We start from the raw sequence: 25,274 nt of genomic DNA on the forward strand, positions 1-25,274 counted from the left end.
GCGCGAAGAGACCATCTTACAGATGGTCTCTTATCTAGATCTGCGGGGCCAATGTATGGCTTCGCAGGCGCAGCGTCAACCGGGAAAACCCTGTCCCGGGCATTGGCGTGCAGCGGTATTTCCTACTGCGCGGCGCAGACTGGCATCCGAGCGGGCGAAGTTGTCCGTCATGCCGCCGCCCGGGCCGCCAACGCGATCCCGCCGACCTCGGTCTGGCATCTGGTGGTCCACCGCCAGTCAAAGTGCCGGGACCAATTACCCAAAAGGAGGTATTCGATCCTGTCAGCCTTTGCCGTAAGATCCGCCGGTTGCGCCGCGCGGCCGCGGGCAGTCGCCATGGGGTAGCAATTGCCGCCTGGTCCCGCGGCGCATTGCCTTAGCCTTGCCCCCGATCCCAGAACCAGAGCATGACAGACAATACGTCCCGTACCCGCTTGCTTGCCGGCATCATCGCCATCCAACTGTCTGTGTGCGCGTCCGCAGTACTGGCGAAGCCGGATCCCGCCCCAGCGCCGGGCTTTCTCGCCGACGCCGGCCCTGCGGTGGACCCGTCGTCGCAGAGTGTCATCGCGGAACTGCAGCAGCGCGTCGCGGACGGCTCGGTCAGGGAGTTGCGCGCCAGTGTCGACGGCGACTACGGCACGGCGCTGCTGCTGGCCGACGACAAAGTGCTCTGCTATGTAGCCCTGCTTTACCAGAACAAGATGTGGCGCGTTCTGCGGTTCGATAACCTTGGCGCAGCCGATGCAGCCTATCGCAACGCCAGCAAGCAGAATGGCGCCATTGCCGGCGACGCTATCCGGCGGCAAGTGCTGGCCACCCAGCTACGCCAGTATGAGCGTGCCATAGAGGACGCACAGGCGCGCGCCGAAGCGCTCAATAATGATATGCGCCTGGTGCAGGCGCAGCGCCTGCGCATGGCGGAAGACCAGAAGACGTCGCGCGCCGAAGTCCAGACTGCTGAGCTCGACAGCCGTGCCGCCCGCGCCCAGCTCGAAAAACTGCGCCGCGAGATCCGTCGCATCGAATCCTCGCTGGCGGATTCCAGAGAGATGCTGCCGGTGGCGAACAAGTCGGGACGCTGAACCGGCGGGGCGACTGGGCTCCCGCGCCGCTCACAGGCTGCACGCAGGGCTCAGCGCTGCTGTGCGGCAGCGGCCCGGCCCGGCGGGCTGGCGGACGGCTCCAACTGCCCCTCATGGCGCCGCCCCAGCCACCACCCCAGCCCCGCCCACACCAGCGCCAGCATCGCACCCGCCAGGGCCACGGTGGCAGGATGTCCCGACAGCGCGTCGATGCCCGTCTTGACCCACGCGCTGACCGCATCGCCGGCGCGGTAGACGGCGGTGTCGATGACGTTCTTGGCCTTGTACTTGGTCTCGGCATCGACAACGGTGAACAGCATCTCGCGGCCCGGGCGCAGCAGCGCATATTCCCCCACGCGCCGCAGGATCATGACGCCGGCCAGCACGCCGAAGGTGGGCAGCAGGGCCAGCACGACGAAGCCCGCGGCGACGGCCAGCGGCACCGCGGTCAGCAGCACGGTGACGCCGTAGCGGCGCGCCATGCGGCCGGTGAAGAACAGCTGTACCAAAATGGTCAGCGCCTGCACCACGGCATCCAGCGCGCTGAACACCTGGGTCTGGCGGGTGCGCTCGGGGAAGGTCTCGGCGACGAGACGGGCTTGCTCGAAGTAGAGGAAAGTGCTGGCCGTGGCCAGCAGGATCACGAACAGGGCGATGCCGAGCAGGTAGCGCGAGCGCAGCAGCAACGACAGCCCGGCCAGCAGCCCGCCGCCGATCGGATTGGCCGGATCCTGCGTCGCGCCGGCAACGGCCTGGCCCGGCGGCCCGACGCCGGCGCCGGCACGACGGCGCCAGCCGAACAGCCAGCCTACGCCCGGCAGCGTGGCGGCCAGCAGGGCGGCCGACAGCAGCATCAGGCCGGTCAGGCCGATGTGCGGCACCAGCCAGCCGCCCAGCACCGGCCCGGCCAGTCCGCCCGCGCTGGCGCCGGCGGCCAGCAGCGCGAACAAACGGCGCGCCTGCTCGGGCCGGAACACATCGGCCATCAGGCTCCAGGCCACCGACACCACGAACAGGTTGAACACGGACAGCCACACGTAGAACACGCGCGCCAGCCAGACGTTGTCGGGCAGGGCGCGCGTGGCCATCGCAAAGGCCAGCAGGTTGGCAATGAAGAAGCCATACACCCAGGGCACGAAGCGGCGGCGCGGCAGCCAGGCGCAGACCGCGCCGTAGAGCGGGATCGCCGCCAGCATCACGACAAAGGTGGCGGTGAACAGCCATTGCAGGTTTTTCACGCCGCCGGCGATGCCCATGGTCTCGCGCACCGGGCGCAGCATGAAGTAGCTGGCGAACAGGCAGAAGAAGAACAGGAAGCCGGCCACCACGGCGCCGGCTTCGCCGCTGCGCACGCCGAAGCCGCGCCACAGCCGGGCCAGGCCGCCGGTGGGTGCGTCGCGCGCGGGCTCGTCCATGGCGGGGCGGCTCAGCGCAGCAGCGCCGCGATGCGCTCGCGCTGGCCGGGATCGGGCATGCGGCCGAGCGCGGCGCCGAGATTGTCGGCCATGTTGCGCGGCTTGGAGGTGGCCGGGATCGCCGCGGTCACGGCCGGATGGCTGACGACGAATTTCAGAAACAGCTGGCCCCATGAGCCGCAGTCAATGTCGCCGGCCCATGGCGGCAGCGGGCGATCCTTGACCACGCGGAACAGGCGGCCGTCCTGGAACGGCCGGTTGACCAGAACCGCCACGCCGCGCGCCTCGCACAGCGGCAGCAGCGTGCGCTCGGCATTGCGCTCGCCCACGGAGTAGTTGATCTGCACAAAATCCACACGCTCGGCGCGCACGATCTTCTCCAGCGCCTCGTGGGCGTCGTCGCGGTAATGGGTGATGCCCAGGTAGCGGATGCGGCCCTGTTCCTTCAGCTGCCGCAGCCAGCGCAGGTTGCCCTGCCAGTCGATCAGGTTGTGTATCTGCAGCAGGTCGACCTTGTCGACGTGCAGGTCGGCCAGCGACCGTTCCCATTGCGCCTGCGCCGGCGTGCCGGAGCGAGCCGAGATCTTGGTGGCGAGGAAGACCCGGTTGCGCGCATTGGCCGCCCGCAGCAGGTCGCCGGTCACGGCCTCGGCGCTGCCGTAACTGGGGGCGGTATCGACCACCGAGCCTTCGGTCTGCAGCAACAGCCCCATGACCTCCGCCAGCGGTTTGCGTTCGTCGGGGCCGGTGCCGACGTCGAAGGTGTCGGCGGTGCCCATGCCGATCACGGGCAGGGCTTCGGTGGTGCCGGGAATGGTGCGGCGCAGGGGCGCGGCAACGGTGGCGGAATGGGCCGGCGGCGCTGGCCCGATCCCGGTGGCGGCCAGTCCGGCGGCCAGGGCGAGGAATGAGCGACGGTCGATCGACATGGGAGGGTTTCCCGGCGAGTCACTGACTGGTTGACCTTAGGCGGTGGGCCCGGCCATGTAAACCGTTGCGTGCGCGGCGGAACCCTAGTGCAGGCGAGGACGATATCCCACGCCAAACCGGACGGACAAGGCGCCCAGGCGCTGGTCCAGCGTCCAGAGGCGGGCACCGGGGGTGATCAGGGTCGAAGCCAGCAATGTGACATCCACCAGTCCGCAGCCCAGCCCATACAGTTGCTCGCGCTCCACCAGTGCGATGACTTCTCCCAGCGTTGCCTGCCGGACAGCCTGCAGCAGCGCGATGTCGCCGAGCGTCTGTGCCCGGGGTGCCGGGGGCGTGCCGCAGGCCAGTTCGGCCACGACCAGGGGGTGGGTCAACACCTGGTCCCCCTCCATCAGGCGGACCAGGGCGTCATTGCGCTGCCGGAAATGGCCCACCCACACCGAGGTGTCGACGAGCACGTTCATTTGATGTCGGGTTCGGGATTGCGGCGCGGGACGTCTTGCATGCCGGGCGCTGCGCCGCCCAGGGCCGCGAGGCGCTTGGCGGCCTGCACCCGAACGAAAGTCTTGATTGCCTCGCGAAACAGGTCTGCCTTGTCCATACCGGGGTCCGCCATCTCCAGGGCTTGTTCATACAGGGCGTCATCGATCGTGACCGTCGTGCGCATCGCAGGCTCCTTGAATCAGATTTGATGTCAATATGCATCAAAAAAGGAATCAAGGCAAGGCCGCAATCGCTTGCGGAGCCGAGTGCCGCCGACACGCTTGCGGTATTGGCTGCCGGCACCAGGGCGTCGATGAGAGATGTCGCATTCCGGGCCGGCCATGGCAGGCATGGTGCCGGAGCCGCCGCGGTGCGGCCCCGTCGGCCCCGGTTGGCCGTCAGACCAGCGTGGCCAGGCCCAGCGTCAGAAGCAGTGCCACCACCGAAATGATGGTTTCGCAGACCGACCAGGTCTTGAAGGTCTGGGCCACGGTCATGTTGAAGTACTCCTTGACCAGCCAGAAGCCGCCGTCGTTCACGTGCGACAGGATCAGCGAACCGGCGCCGGTGGTCAGTACCAGCAGTTCCGGGCGAGTGCCGGGCACGCTGGCGGCAATCGGCGCGACGATGCCCGCGGCGGTGGTCATGGCAACCGTTGCCGAGCCCGTGGCGATGCGGATCATGACCGCGACCAGCCAGCCCAGCACCAGCACCGACACATTAGCGCCGGTGGCAACGTCGACGATGGCGGTGGAGATGCCCGAGTCACGCAGGATGCGGCCGAAGCCGCCGCCGGCACCGACCACCAGCGTGATGATGGCGGTGGGCGCCACGCACTCGTTGGTGAACTTGAGGATGGTTTCGCGATTGAAGCCGCGCGCCTTGCCGAAGGTGTAGAAGCTCACCAGCGCGGCGATCAGCAGCGCCATCACCGAGTTGCCGATCAGCTTCAGGAAATCGTTGGCGAAGGTCTTGGGCGTGGTGAACAGGTCGGCCCAGCTGCCGATCAGCATCAGCACCACCGGCAGCAGGATGGTAAACACTGTGATGCCAAAGCCCGGCAACTCGTGCGATTCCTTGACGCGCTCATCCTCTTCGGTGAACTGCTCGGCCAGCGGGTTGTATTCGGGCAGCTTGACGTAGCGGTCCATCAGCCGGGCGAACAGCGGGCCCGCCAGCGCCGCGGTCGGGATGCCCACGATCAGCGCGTACATGATGGTCTTGCCGATATCGGCGCCGTATGCGGTCACCGCCAGCAGCGCCGCCGGATGCGGCGGGATCAGGCCGTGCACCACCGACAGGCCAGCCACCATCGGGATGCCGACCAGCACCATCGACGTGCCGGTGCGCTTGGCGACGTTGAAGGCGATCGGCACCAGCAGCACGAAGCCCACTTCGAAGAACACCGGCAGGCCGACGATAAACGCGATGGTGGCCATGGCCCAATGCACGTTCTTCGCCCCGAAGAAATCGATCAGCGTGTTGGCGATGCGCTCGGCGCCGCCGGACTCGGCCATCATCTTGCCCAGCATGGTGCCCAGTCCCACCACCAGCGCGATATGCCCGAGGGTGCCGCCGACACCGGCTTCGAAGGACTTGACGATCTCGCTCATCGGCATGCCCACGGCAAAGCCGAGCAGAACCGAGACGACGACCAGGGTAATGAACGGGTTGAGCTTGTAGCGCGCAATCAGCACCACCAGTGCGATCACTGCGATCAGCGCATACACCAAGAGCGTGGTTCCGGTGACGGCACCCATATTGTCTCCTTGCGTGGAAAAAGAGCCGCTTGTGGCGGCAGCAGAGGTTTGGCTTTCTTGTTTCTCTCCCGTTGGGGGAGAGGCGGTGGGGAAGAGGGCATGCGTGGGCAAGCGCCCTGGCGGCTCACTTTGTGGTGACGCCGGCCCTATCCCCAGGCCCTTCTCCCTCGTGCGGGAGAGGGGGGCAAACAGTGCGGAAGCAGAGAATCAAGCAGGCAGCAGGCTCAGGCCGCCGGCTTCTTGTAGGCGATGCAGTCGACCTCGACCTTGCAATCGACCACCATGCTCGACTGCACGCAGGCGCGCGCGGGCGGGTTGGCGCCGAAGTACTCCTTGAAGATCTTGTTGAAGGAGGCAAAGTCGCGCGTGTCGTCCAGCCACACGCCGCAGCGCACGACATGCTCGGGGCCGTAGCCGGCCTCGGCCAGGATCGCCAGCACGTTCTTGATGGCCTGGTGGGTCTGGGGCACGATGCCGCCGTCGATGACCTCGCCATTGACCATCGGCACCTGGCCGGAGACGTAGAGCCAGCCATCGGCCGCGACCGCGCGGGCAAAGGGCATGTGCTGGCCGCCGGTACCGGTGCCGCCTTCGACGCCGAATCGTTTGATGTCCATGGGTACTCCTGGAATGAGTTGGATAGGGTAGGGAAGCGGCGGTGCGTGCGGGTCAGTCCGCACCGCGGGGCAGGAACCGGCCGGCGCGCACGCCGGTGCTCTGGCGCTGCTGCCATGACAGTTCACCGTTGACCCAGACCGAGGCAATGCCCTCGGCCGGCTGCATCGGATCGGTAAAGCTGGCGGCGTCGCGGATGGTGGCGGCGTCGAACAGCACCAGGTCGGCCCAGTAGCCCTCGCGCACGAAGCCGCGCTGGTGCAGGCCGAAGCGCTCGGCCGACATGCCGGTCATCTTGTTGACGGCCACGGTCAGCGGAAACAGCTCGCGGTCGCGCGCGTAGTGGCCGAGCACGCGCGGGAACGCGCCCCACAGGCGCGGGTGCGGCAGCGGGTCGTTGGGCAGCCCGTCCGAGCCGACCACCGTGGCCGGATGGCTCAGGATGCGGTCGACATCGGCGTCTTCCATGCAGTGGTAGACCGCGCCGGCGGGCATGAGCCGGCGCGCGGCCTCGAGCAGATCGACCTGCCATTCGGCGGCGATGTCGGCCAGCAGGCGGCCGCCCATCTCGGGCGCGCCTTCGGACCAGGTCACCATGATGTCGAAGTCGCCGGTGACCTGCTTCAGGTCCAGCGTGGACGAGCTGGCGGTGTAGGGATAGCAGTCGCAGCCGACCGGCTGCCAGCGCTGCGCGCCGTCGAGCGCGTCCAGCACTTCGGTGCTGCGGCCCCAGTTGGCCACGCCCGCGCATTTCAGGTGCGAGATCACCACCGGCACGCGCGCATGGCGGCCGATGCGGAAGGCCTCGTCCATGGCATCGAGGATCTCGGCGAATTCACTGCGCAAGTGGGTGGCGTAGAGCGCGCCGGCCTTGGCCAGCGGCTCGGCCAGCGCCAGCACTTCCTCGGTCGGCGCGCTGAAGGCGTTGGCATAGGCCAGGCCCGTCGACAGGCCCAGCGCGCCGTGCCGCAGCGCTTCTTCCAGTTGCGCGCGCATCGCCTCGATTTCCTGCGGCGTGGCGGCGCGGTCGAAGCGGTCCATATGGTTGCTGCGCAGCGCGGTATGGCCCACCAGCGCGGCGACATTGACCGCGGGTTGCGCGGCCTCGACCGCATCGACATAGGCCTTGAAATCCGGATAGCGGAAGGCGTCGGCATGGCCGAGCAGGTTCATCGGGTCGGGCGGATCGCCCGCCAGCGTGACCGGCGCGGCGCTGATGCCGCAGTTGCCGACCACCACCGTGGTCACGCCCTGCGACAGCTTGGGCGTCATCTCCGGCTGGCGCACGACATTGGTATCGTCATGCGTATGCACGTCGATAAAGCCGGGGGCGAGCACCAGGCCATCGCCCTCGACCACGTGCGCGGCGGCATCGGGGTCGATCGCGCCAGGGGCATCGATGCGGGCGATGCGGCCATCGCGCAAGGCCACGTCGGCCAGGCGCGCGGCCGCGCCGGAACCGTCGATCAGCGTGACGCAGCGGATCAGGGTGTCGAACAGGTGTGGCATGGTCAGTCTCCCAGCGGCTGGCGGCTGTCGGGGCCCTTGCCGGGGCCGCTGTCGCCGCGGTGGCTGTCGAGCACGTACTTGAGCCGGCGCAGGCGCTCCTTGCTCTGGTCCGGCTGCAACAGTGCGCACTGCGTGGCGAGCACGTCCAGCACCATCAGCATGGCGTAGCGCGAGGCCGATGGCTTGAAAATGAAATCCGTCTCCAGCGTGCGCACCGGCAGCAGCACGTCGGCGCGCGCCGCCAGCGGCGATCCCAGCGCGGTCACGGCCACCAGGCGGGCGCCGTACTCGCGCGCGATATCGCAGCTGGCCAGCATCTCCGGCACGCGGCCGCTGGCCGAGAAGGCCAGCACCACGTCGTCTCGGCCGAGCGTGGCCGCCACCATCTTCTGCAGCAGCGCGTCCTGGTAGCTGGCCACCGGCAGGCCCAATCGCGCCAGGCGGTGTCGCGCTTCATCGGCCATGAACGACGAGCCGCCGCCCATGCCAAAAGCGTAGACCATGCGTGCGCCCAGCAACAGGCGCGCGGCCTGCTCGATGCGCTGGGTATCCATCAGCCCGCGGTTGGCTTCCAGCGCGGTGAGGATGTCGGCGTGGATGCTGTCGGCAAGCGTGGCCGGCGCGGCTTCAGCGGCGGGAACGTTGCCGGGCTGCAGGAAGCGCGCGCCAACCGCCGCGGCCTGGGCCAGGCGCAGCTTCAGGTCGCGCACGTCGCGGCAGCCGATCGCCTTGGCAAAGCGCGTCACGCTGGCCTCGCTCACGCCGGCCTGGCGGGCCAGTTCGTTGATGCTCGCCGCCGCCGCGCCGGCCAGGTCTTCCAGCACCACCTGCGCCACCTTCTGCTCGGCCAGCCGCAGCGCGGGGCCGCGCTCGGCGATGCGGGTCAGGATGTCGAAGGGCGCGGTCATGTTCGGTGATGGGGGCCAGGTGGCGAAGTGGCTTTGTGGCTAATGTGACGAAATCTGCAGCCGGGGCAGGCAGGGGCTATAACAGTGACTGGCGCCGGATGGTGAGCACCGTTTCCGGTACCGCCCGGTCGGCTGCCGCAGCGTTGGTTGTTACTTTATAACAAGGATGAAATATCTTATTTTCAGGGCTATCATTACGTCAATCAGATTTTTTCAGGGTGATGACAGGCATGCGTGAAATAAAGTATCAGGCTGGCGTGATCGATCCGCTCAACAAGGCGCTGGGCCGCATGGAGGCGCCGATCGCTCCGGCTGAAGCTGGCCGGACCGGCTGGAACCTGTTGCAGGAAGAACTGAGCCTGCCCGCCGCGGTGCTCTATGAGGACCGGCTTGCGCACAACCTGGAGTGGATGCGCCGCTTCATGAACGAATACGGCGTGCAGCTGGCGCCGCATGGCAAGACCACCATGGCGCCCAAGCTGTTTGCCCGGCAGCTCGACGCCGGCGCGTGGGGCATCACCCTGGCTACCGCGCACCAGACCGCGGCCGCGCATGCGCACGGCGTCAAGCGCGTGCTGATGGCCAACCAGCTGGTCGGCCGCCGCAATATGGAAATCATCGCGGACCTGCTGCGCGATCCGGAGTTTGAATTCTTCGCGCTGGTCGATTCGGCCGAGCTGGTCGATCAGCTTGGCAAGTTCTTCAAGCCGCGTGGACAGACGCTGCAGGTGCTGCTCGAGCTGGGCGTCGAAGGCGGACGCACCGGCGTGCGCGACGACGCGCAGCAGCAGGCCGTGCTCGACGCGCTGGCGCGCTGGCCCGACGCGCTGTCGCTGGCCGGCGTGGAAATCTACGAGGGCGTGCTGAAGGAAGAGGCCGATATCCGCAAGTTCCTGCAGCGCACCGTGGCGGTGACCAAGCAACTGGCCGCGCAAGGCCGCTTTGGCCGCAGCCCGGTGGTGATGTCGGGCGCGGGCTCGGCCTGGTACGACGTGGTGGCCGAGGAATTCGCGCGCACCGACATCGGCGCGCCGATCGACATCGTGCTGCGTCCCGGCTGCTACCTGACGCACGATGTGGGCATCTACCGCGCGGCCCAGCAGCGCATCCTGGCGAGCAACCCGGTCGCGCAGAAAATGCGCGAGGGTTTGCTGCCGGCGCTGCAGCTGTGGGCCTATGTCCAGTCGATTCCGGAGCCCGACCGCGTCATCATCGGCATGGGCAAGCGCGATGCCGCGTTCGACGCCGGCATGCCGATCCCGGCGCGCCGCTACCGTCCGGGTGAAGCGGCGCCGGTGGACGTGCCCGCGCATTGGGAGGTCACCGGCATGATGGACCAGCACGCCTACCTGCAGATCCGGCCGGGCGACGACATCCGGGTCGGCGACATGATCGCCTTCGATATCTCGCACCCGTGCCTGACCTTCGACAAGTGGCGCCATATCCCGGTGCTGGATCGCGACCTGCGCGTGATCGACATCGTCCAAACCTTCTTCTGAGGCAAGCCTCCCCATGAGCATCGACATCCTGGCCTATGGCGAGCCGCTGGTTGAATTCAACCAGCAGCCGGACGATCCGTCGCGCTACCTGCAGGGCTTTGGCGGCGATACCTCCAACTTCTGCATTGCCGCTGCGCGCCAGGGCGCGAGCACCGGCTATATCTGCGCGGTCGGTGCCGATACCTTCGGCGAGCGCCTGCGCGCACTGTGGACACAGGAGCGGGTCGACACGCGGCATGTGCACGTCGACGCCAGCGCCCCCACCGGCGTCTACTTTGTCTCGCACGACAGCCACGGCCACCGCTTCGACTACCTGCGCGAAGGCTCCGCTGCCAGCCGCTTCCAGCACGACCAGCTGCCGCTCGGTGCGATCGCCGCGGCGCGCTACCTGCACCTCTCTGGCATCAGCCTGGCCATCAGCACGAGCGCGTGCGATGCCGGCCTGGATGCGATGGAGCACGCGCGCAAGGCCGGCACCAGGGTCACGCTGGACACCAACCTGCGGCTGCGCCTGTGGTCGCTGGCGCGCGCGCGCGGCATCATGCGCGAAGCGTTCCGCATGACCGACGTATGCCTGCCCAGCTGGGACGACATCACCGTGCTGACGGGGCTGGATGACCGCGATGCCATCGCAGACTACCTGCTTGGCTGCGGCATCGGCCTGGTCGCGCTGAAGCTCGGGGAGGAGGGCTCGTATATCGCAACGCCCGAGTCCCGCAGCCTGGTGCCGGCCTATCCGGTCAAGCCGGTCGATGCCACGGGCGCGGGCGACTGCTTCGGCGGCAGCTTCGTTGCGCGGCTGGCCGCGGGCGCCGATCCGTTCGAGGCCGCGCGCTATGCCAACGTGGCGGCAGCGCTGTCGACCACCGGCTATGGCGCGGTGGCGCCGATTCCCGATGCGCAGACCGTGCTGGCGCGGCTGGCGCAGTCGGTATCGGTGATCGCCTGAGCCGCTGCCCGAACCTGATGTTTTCCTGAACCCACATACCGCGAGATCGCCATGTCAAACCAGACTTCCCCGCTGCTTCAACGCCTTGCCGATGTGCCAGTGATCCCGGTGCTGGAATTCCACTCGGTCGACGAGGCCCTGCACGTCAGCGAGGCGCTGGTAACCGGTGGCTTGCCGCTGCTGGAAATCACCCTGCGCACCCCCGTGGCACTGGAAGCGATCCGTGCCGTCGCGGCGGCGCTGCCGCAAGCCTGCGTCGGCGCCGGCACGGTGCTGAACGTGGAGCAACTGCACGCGGTGCGCGACGCGGGCGCCCAGTTTGCGGTCTCGCCCGGCCTGACGCCGGCGCTGGCCGAAGGCGCGCAGGGCGCGGGGATCTCGCTGCTGCCCGGCGTCGCCACCGCCAGCGAGGCCATGGCGGCGCTGGAAGCCGGCTTCACCTTCCTGAAGTTCTTCCCGGCGCAGGCCGCGGGCGGGGTGCCGATGCTGAAGTCGCTGGGCGGACCGCTGCCGCAACTGCGCTTCTGCCCGACCGGCGGCATCGATGCCGCGCTGGCGCCGTCGTACCTGGCGTTGCCCAACGTGGTGTGCGTGGGCGGGTCATGGGTGGTGCCCAAGGATGCCGTCGCCGCTGGCGACTGGGGCCGCATCCGCGCGCTGGCCGAACAGGCCAGGGCCCTGCGCGCCAAGCCCTGAGCCGGCGCGGGACAAAGCAAAACGGCACGCCATCGGGCGTGCCGTTTTGCTGTCGATGCAGCCCTGGCCGGCTTACTTGTGGCGGTCTGCCGAGCTTTCCAGCTTCTGGCCGCCGCGCTGAATGTCCTGGCCGAGCCCCGCCATCGTGTTGCAACCGGCCAACAGAGTGGCAAACAAAACGCACCAGATCCAACCTTTCTTCACGCCGGGCTCCTTTCAATAGGGTTGAGAATCGGGAGATTCTCCGAGTTTGGGATTGACGCAGATTTTACCGCTGCTGCGCGCGGCTTTGATAGCCGGTATGTCGCAATTTGTAAATCGTGCACCCACCCGCCGATGCCTGCTGCTCAGGCTGGCGGCGCGAGCAAGACCCGGGCGCGCTGCTGGATCGCCGCATGGGTCTGCAGCAGCCAGACGGCGGGGAATGGCTGTGCCAGCAGGTAGCCCTGCACGCTGTGGCAGCCCCAGGCGCGCACCGCTTCCAGCTGCTGGCGGGTTTCGATGCCCTTGGCGCAGACCCGGGCGCCGGCGCGGCGCGCCGCGCGGCAGGCTTCGCGCAGGCTGTCGGCACGGCAGCGGTCCTCGCGCGCATGGCCCAGGCCCCTCGCGTCCAGCGTGACGGCGTCCGGATGCAGCGCCGCCAGAGCCTCGCGGCAGGCCGGGCTGTCGTCGAAATCGCCCAGCGCCAGCTGCAGGCCGCGCCGGCGCAGCGCGGCAAAGCGGTCGATCAGGTCGGCGTCGGTCGGCACCGTGCTGGCCGGCAGTTCGATGCACAGGTGCTCCGGTGCGATGCCGCCCGCATCGAGCGCCTGCGCCAGAGCCTCGACCATTTGCGGGCGATGCAGTTGCGCGCTCGTGGCGAGCAGGGTGAACTGCAGCGGGGCGATGGTCTCGGCGGCGCGGATCAGCGGCAGCACGCTTTCCAGCAGCCAGTTGCCGATGCGGCCGAACAGCCCGAGCGCCTCGACGCCGGGCAGAAAGTCCTGCGGCGCCACCCGGCCAAGTACGGGATGCTGCCAGCGCAGCCGCACCGTATAGCCGCTGACGGCGGCGCCGGCAAAATCGGCGCGCGGCTGTAGTTGCAGGCTCAGCTCGCCGCGCTCGAGTGCGTCGGGCAGCGCCGCCAGCAACGGGGCCGCGGGCGGGGATAGCGGCTTGTCGGCGCGCGCCAGCCCGGCGCCGCCCTGGCGGTTGACCCGCAGCATGGCGTCGAACGCCTGCTGCAGGCTGCGCTCGGCCGGAACGTCGGCATGGTTGTTGGCCACGCCGATGCTGCAGGACAGGTGCAGCTCGAAGCCGTCCAAGGCGAACGGCCTGGACAGGTCGTCGGCCACGCGGCTGGCAACCTGGCCGGGATCCGGCACGCCCGCGGGCAGCGCGGTGATGACCACCAGGTCGGCCGCGGCCATCCAGTACATGGACGCGCCCGGCGGCAGCAGGCAGGCAATGCGCGCCTGCACGATGCCGCGCAGCCGGGCAGCGCGGCCAGTCCCGAGGGTTTCACAAGCGTTGGCAAAGCGGTCCAGGCGGATCGCCAGGATCGTCGCCGGCGGACCGGCCTGGGCGCGGCGTGCGGTCAGCGCGCGTACCAGCACGGACGGTTGCATCGCGCTACTGCCGCCGCTGGCAGTGCTGTCGACGAGATCGTCGGCATCAGGATCCATGCATGATCTTGCGGGCCGCCACGCAATGGCTTGCGGCGCACGCGTCTCCCCGTGTCTGAAAGGGTTCTTCGGCAGGCCGCCGGCGCGCTGCATTCACAGTCGTCGCCCGGGTGCAGCCATGCGTGCCGCGGCCGCTTGCGGGCCGCGAAGCACGATCATAAGCGAAGGGAACGGGGAGGGGCGTTGCCGATTGCGCCAAAGTGATTTGGGCGCAACTGCATTTGATTTGGATCAACGCGGCACCTTCGATCCAGGGAGGATGCGATTGACGCCGCGGTGTAACGGGGATGCCGGCACCCCGGCGCTCAGCCGGTGGTTTCTTCCTCGGGCCCGTCCTGCGGTGGCAGGCGTTCGGCCAGCACCTTGTCGATGCGCTTGCCGTCCATGTCGACGATCTCGAAGCGCCAGTCGCCCCATTGCACCGTGTCGGCAATCTGGGGCAGGCGCCCCAGCAGCAACAGCAGCATGCCGGACAGCGTGTGGTAGCGCTCCTTTTCTTCCTCGGGCACCTGGCGCAGGCCGATGCGGTCTTTCAGTTCGGGGATCGGGATCAGGCCGTCGAGCAGCCACGAGCCGTCGTCGCGCTGGACCGCCCATTGCTCGCCGGCGGCCTCGGCCTTGAATTCGCCGGTGATGGCCTCGATCAGGTCCTGCAGCGTCACCAGGCCAAGCACCTCGCCGTATTCGTCGATGACAAAGGCGATCTGCCCGCCCGAGGCGCGGAAGTTCTCCAGCAGCTCCATGCCGGTCACGCTTTCGGGCACGAACACGGCGGGCTGCACCGCGGCCTGCAGGTCCGCTTCCTCGCCGCGCAGCCGGCGCGCCAGCAACTGGCGCGCGCTGACCACGCCGATAATGTCGTGCATGCCGCCACGCACCACCGGGAAGCGCGAGTGGTCGGATTCTTCGATGCGGCGCAGATTCTCGTCCATCGAGGCTTCGACATCGAGGTAGACCACGTCCCCGCGGGGCACCATCAGTGATGCCAGTTGCCGGTCATCCAGCCTGAACACATTGCGCACCATGGTGTGCTCATGCTGCTCGATCACGCCGGCTTCGGAGCCTTCCACCAGCAGCGCATGGATTTCTTCCTCGGTCACGCCGGGGCCGCGGTCGACCTTGGTGCCGAGCAGCCGCAGCACCAGCCGCGTGGAGCTCGACAGGAGCTTGACGAAGGGGGTCGAGGCCACGGCCAGCCAGCCGATCGGGCGCGCCACCAGGCGCGCGATCGCCTCGGGCGCCATCTGGCCCAGGCGCTTGGGCACCAGTTCGCCCAGCACGATGGAAAAATAGGTCAGGCCGGCCACCACGATCGCGGTGGCCACATAGCCGGCGGTAGTCTCCGAGATGCCGAAACCCTGCAGCCACAGGCCCAGCGGCTGCGCCAGCGTTGCTTCGCCGACCACGCCGTTGAGCACGCCGATCGAGGTGATGCCGATCTGCACGGTCGAGAGGAAGCGGGTCGGGTCCTCGCCCAGCTTCGCCGCGGCAATGGCGCCGCGGTCGCCGTTCTCGATCTGGCGTTGCAGGCGTGCCTTGCGGGCTGTAACGAGTGCAATCTCGGACATCGCAAACAGGCCGTTCAGCAGGATCAGCGCCAGTAATATGGCAATTTCCATCAGGGTGCGCGCCCTCTGCGCGCCGGGTGTCTGAAAAGATCAAGCATACCATTCGCCTGTTACACGACATCGCGACTGTGATGCGCCCGCCGCAAACGGTGGCGCTTTTGCGGCCATCGGCCAAGCCTATGGATGGCTGCGATTACCTGTCAGGTATTCGCGGCGAGGCCGCCGCCATGCTGTAATACCCCGCATGGAAACGCTCACCCCTGCCTCCGAGGCCACTCTCGACTTCCCCGGACTGTTGCGCTACTGGCGCGGCAAGCGCGGCTACAGCCAACTGGCGCTGTCGCTGGCCGCCGGAGTCTCGCAGCGCCACATCTCCTTTCTCGAATCCGGACGCGCCCGCCCCAGCCGCGAGATGGTGCTGGCCCTGGCGGAGCGCCTGGGCGTGCCGCTGCGCCAGCGCAACCGGCTGCTGCTCGCCAGCGGCTTCGCCCCGGCCTACAGCGAACACGCGCTGACCGCGCCGCCGTTGCAAATGGTGCAGCAGGCAATCGCCCTGATCCTGGCCAAGCAGGAGCCGTACCCGGCCGTGGTGCTGGACCGTTTCTGGAACCTGGTCGACGCCAATGCCGCCTACCGGCGCATGTTCGACACCTTGCTCGGCGGTCGCCCGCCGGCATCGCTTGCCGACGCTCCGCACCGGATCAACCTGATGCTGACTGTATTCGACCCCGATGGCCTGTGGCCGGTGATCGAGAACGCGCGCCAGGTCGGCCGTTACCTGTTGCGGCGCGTCTGGCAGGAGCTGCAGGTGCAGGCGCACGACCAGACTGCGCGTGCGCTGTTCGCGCGCATCGCCGACTGGCATCCGGACATGGTGGGGCCGGGCGGCGTGCTGCTGCCCGAGGACGACGGCAGCGACGGGCCGCCGCCGCCGCTGTTGCCGGTGGTGCTGCATGCGGGAGCATTCCGCGCGTCGTTGTTCTCGACGCTGACCACGCTTGGCATTCCGCAGGACGTCACGCTGCAGGAGCTGCGCATCGAATGCTTCTTTCCGGCCGACGACGCCACCCGCGTCCTGTTTGAAACGCAGGGCACGGCGCACGACGGGCCCGTCAGAAGCGGTAGCGCAGGTAGATGACGTGGAAGGTGGTGCCAGGATTGGGCTCCTTGATGCCGCCATTGGACAGGTGCTGGATGCGGTAGCCCGCGGCAAAGTTGCGGTCCTTGCCTAGCATCACGCCAAGCCCGGCGTATTCCGAGAACTGGAACGCGCTGGAGATAACGTGATCGTAGGAGGTGCGCGTGCCGCTCAGCAGCCGCGCGCCCACCGACAGCTCCAGGAACGGCACCCAGGTGTGGCGCCACCATGCGATCCGCACCACCGGTGACGCGCCGAACTCCCACAGATCGTTCGGACTGTTGTTGCTGTCGCTGAGCCAGCGCGCAACATTGACCTCCCATTGCAGGTCGACCTGCCAGCCCTGCGGATTGCCCCACGCCAGGCCCGAATCCCACAGCATGGCGATCTCCGCCTTTTGCACGTGATGACTGTCGTCGAAGCCGTAGCCAAGCTGGATCGCAGGCGCCGCGCGTGCGGCTGTGCTCAGGCAACCGGCCAGCGCAAGCAGCGCCGCCATGGCGGCGCGGCGCGGCCGTCGCCACCGCTGCGCGGAGACGGTTGGAAGGAGGGGGATGCAACTCGCATGGCTGTCTTGTCTGGCTTCTTGGTCTGGTCGGCGCATGGGAAGCACGCTGAAAAGATGCTGCGTTGTTGTCAGGCAAGCCATGGGTAAACCGGCGCTTGCAGCCCCCCGGCGCTGCCTCCTTACCTTATTTGTAGTACACGGGAAGGCACGTTGGCGAGGCCGATCGTGGCCGGCACCACGACGCGGACCCAGCAGGATAAGGCCTTGGCGCGCGGCGCGCAGTGACAAAGAACAATCGTGCTAACATGCGCGGGCCGGTGCCGGCCGTCTGGCCGGCCCGGTTACGTTACGTCTTCAGGGCGGGGTGGAAGTCCCCACCGGCGGTATGCCGCGATGCGCAGCGCGTGTCCGGCGAGCCCGCGAGCGCTCGCATTCCCGTGCGAGGTCAGCAGACCTGGTGAGAAGCCAGGGCCGACGGTCATAGTCCGGATGAAAGAAGATGGACGGAGCTTGCCCGCGTGGCCTGGCGCCTGCCCGGCCCGTGGTTTGCCGAGCCCTGCGCGCGCAGGGCTCGGCGGTTCGTGCGCGTGCGGTCAGCATGGCGTGCGGGCCTTGCAGTTCCGTCGACCCTTCCCCTGGAACGCCCATTGATGCTGAACCAGGAGCGTTTCATGTCTAGCTTTTCCACCGAAGCCATTGCCCCCACGGTGTCCGCGGATGCCAACCCCAGTGCCGCCGTCGCTACGATGGCAGGCGCCGACCCGCGCGCGCTGGCGTTGCGCATCGACCAGGCCCTCGAGGCCATGCGCGAAGGCCGGCCAGTAGTCCTGCTCGATGACGACGACCGTGAGAACGAGGCCGACCTGATCCTTGCCGCCGAGCGCCTGACCCAGGCCAATATGGCCATGATGATCCGCGAATGCAGCGGCATCGTGTGCCTGTGCCTGCCGGCGGACAAGGTGCGCAGCCTGGGCCTGCGGCCGATGGTCGAGCACAACCGCAGCCAGTACGGCACCGCCTTCACGGTGTCGATCGAGGCCCGCGAGGGCGTCAGCACGGGTGTCAGCGCGGCTGACCGGATCACTACCATCCGTGCGGCGATTGCCGAGGACGCCGGCGCCGATGCCGTGGTCAGTCCCGGCCATGTGTTCCCGCTGGTGGCGCGCGACGGCGGCGTGCTCGAGCGCCGCGGGCATACCGAAGGTTCAGTCGACCTGGCGCGCATGGCGGGGCTGTCTCCCGCCGCGGTGCTGTGCGAGCTGATGAATCCGGATGGCACCATGGCGCGGCGCGCGCAAGCGCAGGCCTTTGCCGAGATGTACCGCTTGCCGGTGCTGACCATCGAGGACCTCGTCGCCTGGCGGCGCCTGCACGGCTGAAGGCTGCCGGGATGCATGGATCGGGGTGCGCCGGCGCGCCGCAATGCATGCATCCTGTGCGACAATGCGGATCGTTTTTTCCCGTCTACATGAGGGCAATTCCATGATGTTCCGCATGTTTCGACACGCAGCCGCGCTGGCTGGCTGCGTGTTCGGCCTGGCCCTGCCGCAGGCGCACGCCGATGACGGCGCTGTGCCGGCCACCGACGTGGCGCCGGCCTCTGCATCCCGGCCGGCCGCTGCCGCCGGCCTCTACGAGTGCCAGGTACCTGGCTCCGGCACCGTGTTCCGCTCCACCCCCAAGGAAGGTTGCCGCCTGGTGGCCGCGCCCGATCCCGGCGCGCCCGACCCGCAGCGCTGGCTGCCGCTGATGGGCGCCAATGGCGTGATTTCCTATTTCGATCAGTCGACGGTGCGCCGCCAGGGCACGCAGGTTGGCGTGGTGGTGATGCGCAATTCGCCGTCGGGCGTGATCCGCACCGCCAGCGGCGAACCGATCCGTTCCTCGCTCAAGCGCATGGTGCTGAACTGTGCCACGTCGATGTTTGCCGTGGTCGAGCAGACCCTCTACAGCAAGCGCTTTGCGCGCGGCGAATCGCTCTACACCATCCGCGCGCCACAGTCCGGCACCTTCCAGGTGGCCGGTCCCGGCACCATCGCCGGGGAGCTGCTGCGCAAGCTGTGCCGCTAAGCCGCCGGCCGCGCGGTACAGCCTGTTGCGACCTGGCTTATTCGTCCACGTGGCGCGATTTCCATTGGCCGTTGGACTGCTTGCAGAACCAGCCGCTCCAGTGCTCTTCGGCACTGCCGCGCTTGAGGTCTGACTTCAGGCGCCGGCACGGCTGGCCCTTGTCGGTCTTGCTCTCGACCGGGGTGATGGTGCCATCGATCTGCTGGCGCCGGCCCGCTGCCGGGTAGGTCCATGCCACGGACTGGCCGTCGGCGGTGTCGTTCAGCGCGGCACGCACTGACTTGGCCAGCGACGCGCCTTCCTTGTCGTTGAGCGTGCCGATGATGGTGCCGCTCAGGTAGTTGTCGAAGTACGCATGCGCCGGCGCGGCGCAGAGCAGCACGGCCCCCAGCGCGCCTGCAAGTGCGGCACGCAGGGCGGGGCGGGCGAGGCTGGCAGAGGATGAGTTTTGCCGGGTCAGCATGGCGGTTCCTTGTGGCTACATGGTGGCGTTCGAGTGGCATTGTAAGCGCAATGCGGGGCGGTGGACGACGATTGCAGACGCGCCTCGCCCACTGCGGCCACCGGGCCGCGGTTGACACGTGCCTGCCCCTGACCTAGCGTTGATTTCTGCCCCGTCGCGCCGTCGGCACGACGGGCGCTCATTCCTGCGAGAGGAGATCCCATGACGCTGCGCTATCTCACAATCGGCCTGGCCGTCGCCTGCGCCTTTGGCACGGTGCACGCCCAGACCGCGGGCAAGGCCGATCAGTTCAGTCCGTACACCGACGGTGCCAAGCAGGACAAGTTCAGCACCTACACCGATGGGGCCAGGCAGGACAAGTTCAGCCCGTACACCGACGGCGCAAAAAGCGACAACGTGACCGCACTGAACCCGGGCGCCAGGCCCGACCAGATGGAGCCGATCCAGGGCGGGGCGCAGAAGTCGTTCGACTCGTTCAGCCAGGGCGGCATGAACAGCGGCAAGTTCGATCCCTATTCCGAAGGCGCCAAGAGCGGCAAGTTCGATCCCTACAGCGAAGGCGCCAAAAAGTAACAGTGTATTAAGCGGGCCGGACGCGTTCCGGCCCGCGCCGGTGCGCGACCGGGGTGGCCGATCGAGGCTGACCGCGCCGAGGCTCGCGGCGATGTGACCTCATCGCCCGCAAAGCCATGCGTGGAGCGGCTTTCGGGCAACTTGGCCAACATTTTGTTTCAAACCTTGCGTGATCGAAACGTGACTTCTGCGTCTCGAATTGCTATGGTTTATTGCGCATCGCAACAACCCGGACACGGTGCCCCGCGGGCAGACTGCCCCGCGCCAGGGCCTCGCCACTCGGCGCCGGCCTCATCTCTTGCCGTGTCCTTCATCGTTCAGGCCGCCGATGCCGGCCACTCCGATTCAACCGCTCACCCTGGCATACATGTCACAGATCGCCACGCCACGAATAGCCGTACCGTTTACCTTGCCCGCTGCCGGGCCGGGGGCGCGCCGCCGCGCCGGAGCGCGGATCGCGGCCTGGCTCGGCGGCGGGGCGCTGGCACTGTGCGCGATCGCGGCCCATGCGTTCGACTTCGACACCGTCGCCGCGCGCGCGCGCCAGCTGGCGGCGTCGCCTTACAAGGCGCCGGCACAGAACCTGCCGCGCGAGCTGCGCGAGCTGACCTACGAGCGCTACCGCGAGATCGAGTACAAGCCCGAGCGCTTCGCCTGGCGCGGCACGCGTTCGCCGTTCGAGCTGTCGTTCTTCCACGAGGGCATGGTGTTCGACCAGCCCGTGCGCATCCATGAAGTGGTGGGCAACAACGTGCGGGAATTCCGCTTCGACCCCTCCGCGTTCAACTACGGCCCGCACAAGGTCGATGCCGCCAAGCTGAAAGGGCTGGGCTACGCCGGCTTCCGCATCCTGTATCCGCTGAACCAGGGCAAGCGCAAGGACGAACTTGCGTCGTTCCTCGGCGCCAGCTACTTCCGCGCGCTCGGCAGGGACCAGTGGTACGGGCTCTCGGCACGCGGCCTGGCGGTGGATACCGCGCTCAACTCGGGCGAGGAATTCCCGCGTTTCGTCGAATACTGGATCGAGCGCCCCGGCGTCAATGCCAAGGAAATCACCATCTATGCGCTGATGGATTCGCGCCGCATGAGCGGAGCGTATCGCTTCACCATCAAGCCCGGCGCGGAGACCGCGATGGAGGTCAAGTCGCGCCTCTACCTGCGCGAGAACGTGACCAAGCTTGGCCTCGCGCCGCTGACCAGCATGTACCTGTTCGGCGAGAACCAGCCGGCGCCGGCGCAGGATTTCCGCCCCGAGGTGCACGACTCGGACGGCCTGTCGATCCACCTGGGCACCGGCGAGTGGGTCTGGCGTCCGCTGGTCAATCCCAAGCGGCTGCTGGTGACGTCGTTCGCCGCGACCAATCCGCAGGGCTTCGGGCTGATGCAGCGCGACCGCAGCTTCAACAGCTACCAGGAGATCGGCGCGTGGTATGAGCGCCGGCCCAGCGGCTGGGTGCAGCCTCGCGGCAACTGGGGCTCGGGCCGGGTGGAGCTGGTGCAGATCCCGACGCCGGACGAGACCAATGACAACATCGTCGCGTACTGGGTGCCCGACAACCCGCCCAAGCCGAAGCAAGCCTTCGACTACGAATACCGCCTGCTGTGGCAGAAGGACGGCGAGCAAGAGCCGCCGCTGTCGTGGGTGACCCAGACCCGCCTGGGCCAGGGCCAGAGCCGCAGCAAGGAGGACACGAGCTTTTCGCTGGTGGTGGACTTCGAAGGCCCGGCCTTCCGCAGGCTGCCGGCGGACGTGCGCATCGACCCGGTGGTTTCGGCCGATGCCAACGGCGAGCTGTTGAAGACGTCGGTGCAGCGCAATGACGCGACCGGCGGCTGGCGCATGACGATGCTGATGCGCCGCAAGGACGAAACCAAGCCGGTAGAGTTGCGCGGCTATCTTCGCAACGGCAATACAACCCTGTCCGAGACGTGGAGCTACATCTTACCCCCCGCCTAAAGCAGCGACCGGCCCAGGCGGCGGCATGCGAGCGCTATCTCGACCGCCTGCCCGTATCGCCTGAAGTGCGCAGCGAACTGCTGGCCGACAGCGCCGGCATGGCCGCCGCGGCGGCTCCCGCCACGCCGCTGGCTTCGGTGACGCCGGTGATCCCGGTCACCGCCGACGGCCGCGACGCGCAGGAGGCGATCACGCGCCTGCAGTCGCGCCTGGCCGGCAAGGAAGCGCCGCCGGCGCACGGCAGCAGCGCCTACGCCTCGGTGCAGCGGCGTTTCGCCATGGCCTACGGCAATCCGCAGGTCGGCGGCGCGCCGCTGCTGCACCGGCGCGAAGACGGCACCGTGAAGGCCGACACCGGCCCCGCGCCCGAGCGCAGCTCGATGGTGCCGCGCCAGTGGCCGCCGCATATCGTCACCGGCTGGCTGCGCAACACGTGGCGCCGCATGCTTGGGCGCCCCCCGGTGCCCGAGACCTGGGACACGCTGCACGACGGCCCCGACGCCGAAGGCAAATGGCATCCCGCCGGCTCGCACCGGCGCTGGGTGCTGCTGGCACTGGTCGCCGTCCAGACCGTGCTGGCCACGTACTTCATGACCAACGTGCTGCCGTACCACGGCACCGATCCGCTCGAGATTGCCATCCTGGTGCTGTTCGCCATCCTGTTCTCCTGGGTGTCGGCCGGCTTCTGGACCGCGATGATGGGCTTCCTGGTGCTGGCCAAGGGCGGCGACAAGCATCTGATCTCGCGCTCGGCGGTGCCAGACCGGCCCGACGCGCCGATAGCGGCCGAGGCCCGCACCGCGATCATCATGCCGATCTGCAATGAAGACGTCACGCGCGTCTTCGCGGGCTTGCGCGCCACCTATGAATCGCTGTCGCGCACCCCGCACCTGTCCAACTTCGATTTCATCGTGCTGTCGGACAGCGGCAATCCGGACCTGCGCACCGCCGAGCACGATGCCTGGATGGAACTGTGCCGCGCGGTCGGCGGCTTCGGCCGCATCTTCTATCGCTGGCGCCGCCATCGCGTCAAGCGCAAGACCGGCAACGTGGCCGATTTCTGCCGCCGCTGGGGCAGCAAGTACCGCTACATGGTGGTGCTCGACGCCGACAGCGTGATGAGCGGCGACTGCCTGGCCACGCTGGTGCGGCTGATGGAAGCCAACCCGGGTGCCGGCATCATCCAGACCGCGCCGCTGGCGGTGGGCCGCGAAACGCTGTATGCACGCGTGCAGCAGTTCGCCACGCGCGTGTACGGGCCGCTGTTCACCGCCGGGCTGCACTACTGGCAACTGGGCGAGTCGCACTACTGGGGCCACAACGCCATCATCCGCGTCAAGCCGTTCATCGAGCACTGCGCGCTGGCGCCGCTGCCGGGCCGCGGCCCGCTGTCGGGCGAGATCCTGTCGCACGACTTTGTCGAGGCCGCACTGATGCGCCGTGCCGGCTGGGGCGTGTGGATTGCCTACGACCTCGAGGGCTCGTACGAAGAACTGCCGCCCAACCTGCTCGACGAGGTCAAGCGCGACCGCCGCTGGTGCCAGGGCAACCTGATGAACTTCCGGCTGTGGCTCAAGCAGGGCTTCCACGTGGTGCACCGCGCGGTGTTCCTGACCGGGATCATGGCGTACCTGTCGGCGCCGCTGTGGCTGCTGTTCCTGCTGCTGTCGACGGCGATGCTGGCCAAGCACGCGCTGGTGCCGCCGGAATACTTCACGCAGCAATACCAGTTGTTCCCGACCTGGCCCGAGTGGCATCCGGAAAAGGCGCTGGCGCTGTTCTCGGCCACGGCGACGCTGCTGTTCCTGCCCAAGCTTGCCAGCGTGGCGCTGCTGATGAAGCAGGCGCGGCGCTACGGCGGCGCGGTGCAGCTCTTTGCCAGCATGCTGATCGAGGTGCTGCTGTCCGCGCTGCTGGCGCCCACGCGCATGCTGTTCCATACCAAGTTCGTGATCGCGGCGTACAGCGGCTGGGGCATCTCGTGGAAATCGCCGCCGCGTGAAGATGCCGAGACCACCTGGGGCGAAGCCTTCCGCCGCCACGGCTGGCATACCGCGCTGGGGCTGGCGTGGGGCGGGCTGGTGTACTGGCTGAACCCGTCCTATGTGCTGTGGCTGCTGCCGATCGTCGGCTCGCTGGCGCTGTCGATCCCGCTGTCGGTGATGCTGTCGCGGGTTTCGCTGGGCCGCGCTTCGCGCAACGCCGGGCTGTTCATGATCCCGGAAGAAACGCTGGTTCCGCGCGAGATCGTCGAAACCCAGCAGCATGTCGAAAATGCCGCCGAAACCCCGAACTTCGTCGACGCCGTGGTGGACCCGGTCACCAACGCGCTAATGTGCGCCACCGCGACGCCGCGCGTGGTGCAGCCGGAATCGGCACGCAAGCGCCACGAGAGCCTGGTCGAGCATGCGCTGACGCACGGGCCGCGCGCGCTTACGCCGGCGCAGAAGCACGTGCTGCTGGGCAACCCGTTCGCGCTGGCGCGCCTGCATGAACTGGTATGGGGCTCGCCGCTGGCCGACGCGGGCTGGAAGGACACGCGCATGCTGGTGCGGCGCGCCGCCAACGTGGTGCCGCTGCGCCCCCGCGCCGCTTAAGGCGTGTTGCCTGAAACAAAAAAACGGCCCGCATCAGCGGGCCGTTTTTGTTGGCACCGGCGCGCAGGTCAGCGCAACGCAGCGCTGCAGATCGGGCCGTTGATATAGACGTCGCCGATGCGGCGCTCGCCGCGGTCCTTGCGCGTCATGTAGCGGAACAACATGCTGACGCCCAGCTTGGTCAGGATCTCGACATCGCGGTTCGCGCAGATATTGCGCTGCAGCGGCGCGGCGTAGTTGACCTCGAAGCTGGCCAGGTCCAGCATCGGCCCGCGGTAGTTGGTCAGTTCCAGTTGGAACAAGACGTGTTTGCCCGGAACCGACTGGCAGCGGCGCAGGCGGGTTTCGCCGTCGATCTCGATCGGCAGGGCATCGTTGAGCTGGCGGCAGGCGCGCGCCAGCACGTTGTCAGGGCGGGTGGCGTTGCGCAGCAGTTCGGGCACGCCGGCGGCGCCGGTATTCTGGCCGGTGGCCGCGCCCTTGAGCATGCGCGCCACGGGGTCGGCTTCATCGGCCGCGGGAACCAGCAACGGGACGCTGGCATTGCGCAACTGCGCCGGCGCCGCCTTGGCCGTCTGGGGCAGCGGCAGCAGCAGCACGACCGCGAAAGCGGCGGTGCCCAGCGAAGCGGAAAGCGGCGTTTGTCGTATTCTCATGCAGGCTAATGTTGCGGGGACCTGTACTGTCGTCCCTCTCTGCGAGGCCGACGGCGAGTCTTACGCCGACAGGCTGGCATTGTACCCTCCACGCCGGCACGCATGAAAGTCGCACCCTGCAAGCGTCGTAGCGTTGCCGCCATGCCATGCCCATGAACAACGGGGCCTGACACCACTATTCACCAAACCTGCCAGCTTTGCCAGCTTTGCCGGACCCGACTTCGGCGACGC

Annotated in this window: 25 protein-coding genes and 1 riboswitch; of the genes, 11 read left to right on the top strand and 14 right to left on the bottom strand. The window is 68.0% G+C overall.

Features of this window, described 5'->3' with window-relative positions; genetic code table 11:
• Nucleotides 1-407 precede the first annotated feature (407 nt).
• Complete coding sequence (locus FHX60_RS08385) at nucleotides 408-1,085, top strand: DUF2968 domain-containing protein (RefSeq protein ID WP_183283062.1); 678 nt, start codon at nucleotides 408-410, stop codon at nucleotides 1,083-1,085.
• Nucleotides 1,086-1,135: 50 nt separating this feature from the next.
• Here FHX60_RS08385 and FHX60_RS08390 read toward each other — a convergent pair whose 3' ends face one another.
• From FHX60_RS08390 to FHX60_RS08425, 8 genes are all read right to left on the bottom strand, one after another.
• Nucleotides 1,136-2,500: an NTP/NDP exchange transporter gene (locus tag FHX60_RS08390; RefSeq protein ID WP_183283063.1), complete on the bottom strand. Its 1,365-nt coding sequence runs from the start codon at nucleotides 2,498-2,500 to the stop codon at nucleotides 1,136-1,138.
• A gap of 11 nt (nucleotides 2,501-2,511) precedes the next feature.
• A complete protein-coding gene (locus FHX60_RS08395; protein ID WP_092317115.1) occupies nucleotides 2,512-3,429 on the bottom strand; it encodes an aldo/keto reductase in 918 nt (305 codons plus the stop codon).
• Nucleotides 3,430-3,513: 84 nt separating this feature from the next.
• Nucleotides 3,514-3,894 carry a type II toxin-antitoxin system VapC family toxin gene (locus FHX60_RS08400; protein WP_183283064.1) on the bottom strand — a complete coding sequence of 127 codons (381 nt, stop codon included), beginning with the start codon at nucleotides 3,892-3,894 and terminating at the stop codon, nucleotides 3,514-3,516.
• Entirely contained in the window at nucleotides 3,891-4,097 is a 207-nt protein-coding gene (locus FHX60_RS08405) for a type II toxin-antitoxin system VapB family antitoxin (RefSeq protein ID WP_092317109.1), read from the bottom strand. Before FHX60_RS08405 ends, FHX60_RS08400 begins: the two co-directional genes overlap by 4 nt.
• Before the next feature lie 214 nt (nucleotides 4,098-4,311).
• Nucleotides 4,312-5,673: a GntP family permease gene (locus FHX60_RS08410; RefSeq protein WP_041232539.1), complete on the bottom strand. Its 1,362-nt coding sequence runs from the start codon at nucleotides 5,671-5,673 to the stop codon at nucleotides 4,312-4,314.
• Nucleotides 5,674-5,897: 224 nt separating this feature from the next.
• The gene (locus FHX60_RS08415; protein ID WP_012355941.1) at nucleotides 5,898-6,290 is read right to left on the bottom strand and encodes a RidA family protein; all 393 of its coding nucleotides are present in this window, start codon (nucleotides 6,288-6,290) and stop codon (nucleotides 5,898-5,900) included.
• A 52-nt stretch (nucleotides 6,291-6,342) separates the two neighbouring features.
• The gene (locus FHX60_RS08420; protein ID WP_092317103.1) at nucleotides 6,343-7,797 is read right to left on the bottom strand and encodes an N-acyl-D-amino-acid deacylase family protein; all 1,455 of its coding nucleotides are present in this window, start codon (nucleotides 7,795-7,797) and stop codon (nucleotides 6,343-6,345) included.
• A 2-nt stretch (nucleotides 7,798-7,799) separates the two neighbouring features.
• Complete coding sequence (locus FHX60_RS08425; protein ID WP_092317100.1) at nucleotides 7,800-8,705, bottom strand: MurR/RpiR family transcriptional regulator; 906 nt, start codon at nucleotides 8,703-8,705, stop codon at nucleotides 7,800-7,802.
• 230 nt (nucleotides 8,706-8,935) lie between these two features.
• On the opposite strand from FHX60_RS08425, the gene FHX60_RS08430 reads away from it, so the two are divergent.
• Genes FHX60_RS08430 through FHX60_RS08440 form a run of 3 tightly spaced genes read left to right on the top strand, consistent with a single transcriptional unit; the run spans nucleotide 8,936 to nucleotide 11,849 of the window.
• Entirely contained in the window at nucleotides 8,936-10,204 is a 1,269-nt protein-coding gene (locus tag FHX60_RS08430) for an amino acid deaminase (RefSeq protein ID WP_183283065.1), read from the top strand.
• A gap of 13 nt (nucleotides 10,205-10,217) precedes the next feature.
• Entirely contained in the window at nucleotides 10,218-11,153 is a 936-nt protein-coding gene (locus tag FHX60_RS08435; RefSeq protein WP_112777126.1) for a sugar kinase, read from the top strand.
• Nucleotides 11,154-11,204: 51 nt separating this feature from the next.
• A complete protein-coding gene (locus FHX60_RS08440; protein ID WP_183283066.1) occupies nucleotides 11,205-11,849 on the top strand; it encodes a bifunctional 4-hydroxy-2-oxoglutarate aldolase/2-dehydro-3-deoxy-phosphogluconate aldolase in 645 nt (214 codons plus the stop codon).
• 72 nt (nucleotides 11,850-11,921) lie between these two features.
• Here the strand turns inward: FHX60_RS08440 and FHX60_RS27585 are convergent, their stop codons facing one another.
• The 3 genes from FHX60_RS27585 to FHX60_RS08455 form a co-directional block, all read right to left on the bottom strand.
• The gene (locus tag FHX60_RS27585; RefSeq protein WP_010814145.1) at nucleotides 11,922-12,053 is read right to left on the bottom strand and encodes an entericidin A/B family lipoprotein; all 132 of its coding nucleotides are present in this window, start codon (nucleotides 12,051-12,053) and stop codon (nucleotides 11,922-11,924) included.
• Nucleotides 12,054-12,196: 143 nt separating this feature from the next.
• Nucleotides 12,197-13,513, bottom strand: coding sequence for a GGDEF domain-containing protein (locus FHX60_RS08450; protein ID WP_183283067.1), 1,317 nt, complete (start codon nucleotides 13,511-13,513; stop codon nucleotides 12,197-12,199).
• Between the two features lie 305 nt (nucleotides 13,514-13,818).
• Nucleotides 13,819-15,132, bottom strand: a complete 1,314-nt coding sequence (locus FHX60_RS08455) for a hemolysin family protein (protein ID WP_092317084.1) — start codon at nucleotides 15,130-15,132, stop codon at nucleotides 13,819-13,821.
• 26 nt (nucleotides 15,133-15,158) lie between these two features.
• Here FHX60_RS08455 and FHX60_RS08460 point away from each other — a divergent pair, with 26 nt between their 5' ends.
• Nucleotides 15,159-15,317 carry a hypothetical protein gene (locus FHX60_RS08460; protein ID WP_183283068.1) on the top strand — a complete coding sequence of 53 codons (159 nt, stop codon included), beginning with the start codon at nucleotides 15,159-15,161 and terminating at the stop codon, nucleotides 15,315-15,317.
• Nucleotides 15,318-15,325: 8 nt separating this feature from the next.
• Nucleotides 15,326-16,219 (top strand): helix-turn-helix domain-containing protein, encoded by an 894-nt coding sequence (locus FHX60_RS08465; protein ID WP_183283069.1) that lies wholly within the window; start codon nucleotides 15,326-15,328, stop codon nucleotides 16,217-16,219.
• Here FHX60_RS08465 and FHX60_RS08470 read toward each other — a convergent pair.
• On the bottom strand, nucleotides 16,194-16,718 hold the full coding sequence (locus FHX60_RS08470; RefSeq protein WP_183283070.1) for an acyloxyacyl hydrolase: 525 nt from the start codon (nucleotides 16,716-16,718) through the stop codon (nucleotides 16,194-16,196). The genes FHX60_RS08465 and FHX60_RS08470 overlap by 26 nt on opposite strands.
• 355 nt (nucleotides 16,719-17,073) lie before the next feature.
• Nucleotides 17,074-17,232: riboswitch (FMN riboswitch) on the top strand.
• Between the two features lie 166 nt (nucleotides 17,233-17,398).
• Between FHX60_RS08470 and ribB the strand changes: the two genes are divergently transcribed.
• On the top strand, nucleotides 17,399-18,106 hold the full coding sequence (ribB, locus tag FHX60_RS08475) for a 3,4-dihydroxy-2-butanone-4-phosphate synthase (RefSeq protein ID WP_183283071.1): 708 nt from the start codon (nucleotides 17,399-17,401) through the stop codon (nucleotides 18,104-18,106).
• Nucleotides 18,107-18,209: 103 nt separating this feature from the next.
• Nucleotides 18,210-18,797, top strand: a complete 588-nt coding sequence (locus tag FHX60_RS08480) for a surface-adhesin E family protein (protein ID WP_112777131.1) — start codon at nucleotides 18,210-18,212, stop codon at nucleotides 18,795-18,797.
• 37 nt (nucleotides 18,798-18,834) lie between these two features.
• Here the strand turns inward: FHX60_RS08480 and FHX60_RS08485 are convergent, their stop codons facing one another.
• The gene (locus tag FHX60_RS08485) at nucleotides 18,835-19,260 is read right to left on the bottom strand and encodes an RT0821/Lpp0805 family surface protein (protein WP_112777132.1); all 426 of its coding nucleotides are present in this window, start codon (nucleotides 19,258-19,260) and stop codon (nucleotides 18,835-18,837) included.
• A gap of 201 nt (nucleotides 19,261-19,461) precedes the next feature.
• On the opposite strand from FHX60_RS08485, the gene FHX60_RS08490 reads away from it, so the two are divergent.
• From FHX60_RS08490 to mdoH, 3 genes are all read left to right on the top strand, one after another.
• A complete protein-coding gene (locus FHX60_RS08490) occupies nucleotides 19,462-19,833 on the top strand; it encodes a hypothetical protein (protein WP_092317066.1) in 372 nt (123 codons plus the stop codon).
• Nucleotides 19,834-20,200: 367 nt separating this feature from the next.
• A complete protein-coding gene (locus tag FHX60_RS08495) occupies nucleotides 20,201-21,790 on the top strand; it encodes a glucan biosynthesis protein G (RefSeq protein WP_260163772.1) in 1,590 nt (529 codons plus the stop codon).
• Nucleotides 21,763-24,387: a glucans biosynthesis glucosyltransferase MdoH gene (gene mdoH / locus FHX60_RS08500; protein ID WP_112777134.1), complete on the top strand. Its 2,625-nt coding sequence runs from the start codon at nucleotides 21,763-21,765 to the stop codon at nucleotides 24,385-24,387. Before FHX60_RS08495 ends, mdoH begins: the two co-directional genes overlap by 28 nt.
• 68 nt (nucleotides 24,388-24,455) lie before the next feature.
• Here mdoH and FHX60_RS08505 read toward each other — a convergent pair whose 3' ends face one another.
• Nucleotides 24,456-25,043: a hypothetical protein gene (locus FHX60_RS08505; RefSeq protein WP_092317057.1), complete on the bottom strand. Its 588-nt coding sequence runs from the start codon at nucleotides 25,041-25,043 to the stop codon at nucleotides 24,456-24,458.
• Nucleotides 25,044-25,274 lie beyond the last annotated feature (231 nt).

It is taken from the genome of Cupriavidus alkaliphilus (genome assembly GCF_014191175.1).
Taxonomy (GTDB): Bacteria; Pseudomonadota; Gammaproteobacteria; order Burkholderiales; family Burkholderiaceae; genus Cupriavidus; species Cupriavidus alkaliphilus.

Bases quoted from the DNA above. Each gene is read 5' to 3' on its own strand.
- FHX60_RS08385 (WP_183283062.1), top strand. From the start codon at position 408: ATGACAGACAATACGTCCCGTACCCGCTTGCTTGCCGGCATCATCGCC.
- FHX60_RS08390 (WP_183283063.1), bottom strand. From the start codon at position 2,500: ATGGACGAGCCCGCGCGCGACGCACCCACCGGCGGCCTGGCCCGGCTG.
- FHX60_RS08395 (WP_092317115.1), bottom strand. From the start codon at position 3,429: ATGTCGATCGACCGTCGCTCATTCCTCGCCCTGGCCGCCGGACTGGCC.
- FHX60_RS08400 (WP_183283064.1), bottom strand. From the start codon at position 3,894: ATGAACGTGCTCGTCGACACCTCGGTGTGGGTGGGCCATTTCCGGCAG.
- FHX60_RS08405 (WP_092317109.1), bottom strand. From the start codon at position 4,097: ATGCGCACGACGGTCACGATCGATGACGCCCTGTATGAACAAGCCCTG.
- FHX60_RS08410 (WP_041232539.1), bottom strand. From the start codon at position 5,673: ATGGGTGCCGTCACCGGAACCACGCTCTTGGTGTATGCGCTGATCGCA.
- FHX60_RS08415 (WP_012355941.1), bottom strand. From the start codon at position 6,290: ATGGACATCAAACGATTCGGCGTCGAAGGCGGCACCGGTACCGGCGGC.
- FHX60_RS08420 (WP_092317103.1), bottom strand. From the start codon at position 7,797: ATGCCACACCTGTTCGACACCCTGATCCGCTGCGTCACGCTGATCGAC.
- FHX60_RS08425 (WP_092317100.1), bottom strand. From the start codon at position 8,705: ATGACCGCGCCCTTCGACATCCTGACCCGCATCGCCGAGCGCGGCCCC.
- FHX60_RS08430 (WP_183283065.1), top strand. From the start codon at position 8,936: ATGCGTGAAATAAAGTATCAGGCTGGCGTGATCGATCCGCTCAACAAG.
- FHX60_RS08435 (WP_112777126.1), top strand. From the start codon at position 10,218: ATGAGCATCGACATCCTGGCCTATGGCGAGCCGCTGGTTGAATTCAAC.
- FHX60_RS08440 (WP_183283066.1), top strand. From the start codon at position 11,205: ATGTCAAACCAGACTTCCCCGCTGCTTCAACGCCTTGCCGATGTGCCA.
- FHX60_RS08450 (WP_183283067.1), bottom strand. From the start codon at position 13,513: ATGGATCCTGATGCCGACGATCTCGTCGACAGCACTGCCAGCGGCGGC.
- FHX60_RS08455 (WP_092317084.1), bottom strand. From the start codon at position 15,132: ATGGAAATTGCCATATTACTGGCGCTGATCCTGCTGAACGGCCTGTTT.
- FHX60_RS08465 (WP_183283069.1), top strand. From the start codon at position 15,326: ATGGAAACGCTCACCCCTGCCTCCGAGGCCACTCTCGACTTCCCCGGA.
- FHX60_RS08470 (WP_183283070.1), bottom strand. From the start codon at position 16,718: ATGGCGGCGCTGCTTGCGCTGGCCGGTTGCCTGAGCACAGCCGCACGC.
- ribB (WP_183283071.1), top strand. From the start codon at position 17,399: ATGTCTAGCTTTTCCACCGAAGCCATTGCCCCCACGGTGTCCGCGGAT.
- FHX60_RS08480 (WP_112777131.1), top strand. From the start codon at position 18,210: ATGATGTTCCGCATGTTTCGACACGCAGCCGCGCTGGCTGGCTGCGTG.
- FHX60_RS08485 (WP_112777132.1), bottom strand. From the start codon at position 19,260: ATGCTGACCCGGCAAAACTCATCCTCTGCCAGCCTCGCCCGCCCCGCC.
- FHX60_RS08490 (WP_092317066.1), top strand. From the start codon at position 19,462: ATGACGCTGCGCTATCTCACAATCGGCCTGGCCGTCGCCTGCGCCTTT.
- FHX60_RS08495 (WP_260163772.1), top strand. From the start codon at position 20,201: ATGTCACAGATCGCCACGCCACGAATAGCCGTACCGTTTACCTTGCCC.
- FHX60_RS08505 (WP_092317057.1), bottom strand. From the start codon at position 25,043: ATGAGAATACGACAAACGCCGCTTTCCGCTTCGCTGGGCACCGCCGCT.